This is a genomic window from Albidovulum salinarum, from assembly GCF_025673475.1.
Classification (GTDB): Bacteria; Pseudomonadota; Alphaproteobacteria; order Rhodobacterales; family Rhodobacteraceae; genus Albidovulum; species Albidovulum salinarum.
In genome coordinates this window covers 1-939 of record NZ_JAOVQO010000067.1, presented here as the reverse complement: position 1 = coordinate 939, position 939 = coordinate 1, and the positions used below count along the sequence as shown (strand labels likewise).

Below are 939 nucleotides of genomic sequence, written 5' to 3'. Positions count from 1 at the left end.
TCTCGGCGGCGGCCAGCGCCGGATCGACGCGCAGCACGCGCGCGGCAAGCTCACGGCGCGCGAGCGCATCGAGCTCCTGCTCGACGAGGGCTCGTTCGAGGAATTTGACATGTTCGTGGCGCATCGCTGCACCGAGTTCGGCATGGAGGCCGACCGGCCCTCGGGCGACGGCGTCGTGACCGGCTGGGGCACGATCAACGGCCGCATGGTCTATGTCTTTTCCCAGGACTTCACCGTCTTCGGCGGCTCTCTTTCGGAGACCCATGCCCAGAAGATCTGCAAGATCATGGACATGGCGATGCAGAACGGCGCCCCGGTGATCGGGCTGAACGATTCCGGCGGCGCGCGGATCCAGGAGGGCGTGGCCTCGCTCGCGGGCTATGCGGAGGTGTTCCAGCGCAACATCATGGCTTCCGGGGTGGTGCCGCAGATCTCGGTCATCATGGGGCCCTGCGCCGGCGGCGCGGTCTATTCGCCGGCGATGACCGACTTCATCTTCATGGTGAAGGACACCTCCTACATGTTCGTGACCGGCCCCGACGTGGTGAAGACCGTGACGAACGAGATCGTCACCGCCGAGGAACTGGGCGGCGCCTCCACCCATACGAAGAAATCCTCGGTCGCCGACGGCGCCTTCGAGAACGACGTCGAGGCCCTGGCCGAGGTGCGCCGGCTCGTCGACTTCCTGCCGCTCAACAACCGCGACAAGGCGCCGACCCGGCCCTTCTTCGACGACGTGGCGCGGGTCGAGGACAGCCTCGACACGCTGATCCCCGACAACCCGAACCAGCCCTACGACATGAAGGAGCTGATCCTGAAGGTCGCGGACGAGGGCGATTTCTACGAGATCCAGAAGGATTACGCGGGCAACATCATCACCGGCTTCATCCGGCTCGAGGGCCAGACCGTGGGCGTGGTCGCCAACCAGCCGCTGGTGCT

General features: G+C 65.9%; 1 protein-coding gene. It reads left to right on the top strand.

Features of this window, described 5'->3' with window-relative positions:
- Nucleotides 1-939, top strand: a 939-nt coding sequence (locus tag OEZ60_RS22135; protein ID WP_317852861.1) for an acyl-CoA carboxylase subunit beta, incomplete at both ends; no start/stop codon positions are given.